This is a genomic window from Devosia aquimaris, assembly GCF_020169335.1.
In the GTDB taxonomy this organism is placed as follows: domain Bacteria; phylum Pseudomonadota; class Alphaproteobacteria; order Rhizobiales; family Devosiaceae; genus Devosia; species Devosia aquimaris.
In genome coordinates this window covers 1-2,500 of sequence record NZ_JAIEZN010000003.1, presented here as the reverse complement: position 1 = coordinate 2,500, position 2,500 = coordinate 1, and the positions used below count along the sequence as shown (strand labels likewise).

Annotated in this window: 2 rRNA genes (1 of these 2 cut by a window edge); both read left to right on the top strand. The window is 52.0% G+C overall.

Annotated features, from left to right (window positions below):
- Nucleotides 1–2,173: ribosomal RNA gene (locus tag K1177_RS18285) — 23S ribosomal RNA — on the top strand (it extends 550 nt beyond the left edge of the window).
- A gap of 134 nt (nucleotides 2,174–2,307) precedes the next feature.
- Nucleotides 2,308–2,423 (top strand): 5S ribosomal RNA (gene rrf, locus K1177_RS18280).
- Nucleotides 2,424–2,500: the final 77 nt, after the last annotated feature.

Genomic DNA, 2,500 nt, shown 5'->3' with positions numbered 1-2,500 from the left:
TTAGTCTAACTAGCAAGCTTAAGCCGTTAGGTGTAGGCGCAGCGAAAGCGAGTCTGAATAGGGCGTTAAGTTAGTTGGATTAGACCCGAAACCAAGTGATCTAGGTATGAGCAGGCTGAAGGTAAGGTAACACTTACTGGAGGGCCGAACCCACGTAAGTTGAAAATTACGGGGATGACTTGTTCCTAGGGGTGAAAGGCCAATCAAACTTGGAAATAGCTGGTTCTCCGCGAAAGATATTTAGGTATCGCCTCGAGCGAATACTCTGGGGGGTAGAGCACTGGATGGGCTAGGGGGTCTCACCGACTTACCAAACCTAACCAAACTCCGAATACCCAGAAGTACTACTCGGGAGACAGACGGTGGGTGCTAAGGTCCATCGTCAAAAGGGAAACAGCCCTAACCTACAGCTAAGGTCCCCAAGTCATAGTTAAGTGGGAAAGCATGTGGGAATGCTTAGACAACCAGGAGGTTGGCTTAGAAGCAGCCATCCTTTAAAGATAGCGTAACAGCTCACTGGTCAAGCGTTCCTGCGGCGAAGATGTACCGGGTCTAAAACTATGCACCGAAGCTTAGGGTTTGCACGTTTACGTGCAAGCGGTAGCGGAGCGTTCCGTAAGCCTGCGAAGCGGTACCTGTGAGGGGCCGTGGAGGTATCGGAAGTGCGAATGATGACATGAGTAGCGACAAAAAGTGTGAGAGACACTTTCGCCGAAAGTCCAAGGGTTCCTGCGCAATGCTAATCAGCGCAGGGTTAGTCGGCCCCTAAGTCGAGGCAGAAATGCGTAGACGATGGGAATCACGTTAATATTCGTGAACCAGGTGGTAGTGACGGATCGCGCAGGTTCGTATCCCCTTATTGGATTGGGGGTGCGATGAGCCGGTTCCAGGAAATAGCTCCACCAATATTGACCGTACCCTAAACCGACACAGGTGGACTGGTAGAGTATACCAAGGCGCTTGAGAGAACTATACTGAAGGAACTCGGCAAATTGCATGCGTAACTTCGGGATAAGCATGACTTCTATGAGGGCAACCTTATAGGAGTGGCACAAAAGAGGGGGTGGCGACTGTTTACTAAAAACACAGGGCTCTGCGAAGTTGCAAAACGACGTATAGGGTCTGACGCCTGCCCGGTGCCGGAAGGTTAAAAGGAGAGGTTAACGCCTTGAATTGAAGCCCCGGTAAACGGCGGCCGTAACTATAACGGTCCTAAGGTAGCGAAATTCCTTGTCGGGTAAGTTCCGACCTGCACGAATGGCGTAACGACTTCCCCACTGTCTCCAGTATAGACTCAGCGAAATTGAATTCCCCGTGAAGATGCGGGGTTCCTGCGGTCAGACGGAAAGACCCCATGCACCTTTACTATAGCTTTACGCTGGCATTTGTGTCGGCATGTGCAGGATAGGTGGTAGGCTTTGAAGCAGGGACGCTAGTTTCTGTGGAGCCGCAAGATGAGATACCACCCTTATCGTCATAGATGTCTAACCGCGGCATAACAGTGTCCGGGACAGCGTATGGTGGGTAGTTTGACTGGGGCGGTCGCCTCCCAAAGAGTAACGGAGGCGCGCGATGGTGGGCTCAGACCGGTCGGAAATCGGTCGCTGAGTGCAATGGCATAAGCCTGCCTGACTGCGAGACTGACAAGTCGAGCAGAGACGAAAGTCGGTCATAGTGATCCGGTGGTCCCGCGTGGAAGGGCCATCGCTCAACGAATAAAAGGTACGCTGGGGATAACAGGCTGATAATGCCCAAGAGTCCATATCGACGGCATTGTTTGGCACCTCGATGTCGGCTCATCACATCCTGGGGCTGGAGCAGGTCCCAAGGGTATGGCTGTTCGCCATTTAAAGTGGTACGTGAGCTGGGTTTAGAACGTCGTGAGACAGTTCGGTCCCTATCTGCCGTGGGTGTAGGAATATTGAGAAGAGCTGACCCTAGTACGAGAGGACCGGGTTGGACGAACCTCTGGTGGACCTGTTGTGGCGCCAGCCGCATTGCAGGGTAGCTAAGTTCGGACGGGATAACTGCTGAAAGCATCTAAGCAGGAAGCCTCCTTCAAAACGAGTATTCCCTTGAGAGCCGTGGAAGACCACCACGTCGATAGGCCGGGTGTGGAAGCGTAGCAATATGTGAAGCTTACCGGTACTAATAGCTCGATTGGCTTGATCGTTCTCATTAATCTATGTCCGCATAGAATTGTGATCTCGATCGGTTAGAATACACCAGACCAACACGCCTTGCATGGGCGCGTCGTTGGTCCAATACAGAACAAAAACCAGAATTCACCCATATGTTTTTCGCTGACCTTGTGGTTCTTGCGAGGAGCCCAAGACCCGATCCCATCCCGAACTCGACCGTCAAATTCCTCCGCGCCAATGGTACTAAGTCTCAAGGCTTGGGAGAGTAGGTCACTGCAAGGTCTGCCAAAAACATATGGTCTCTATACGATCTCGAAACTCAAACCCCCGGTGCGAAAGCACCGGGGGTTTTGCGTTTC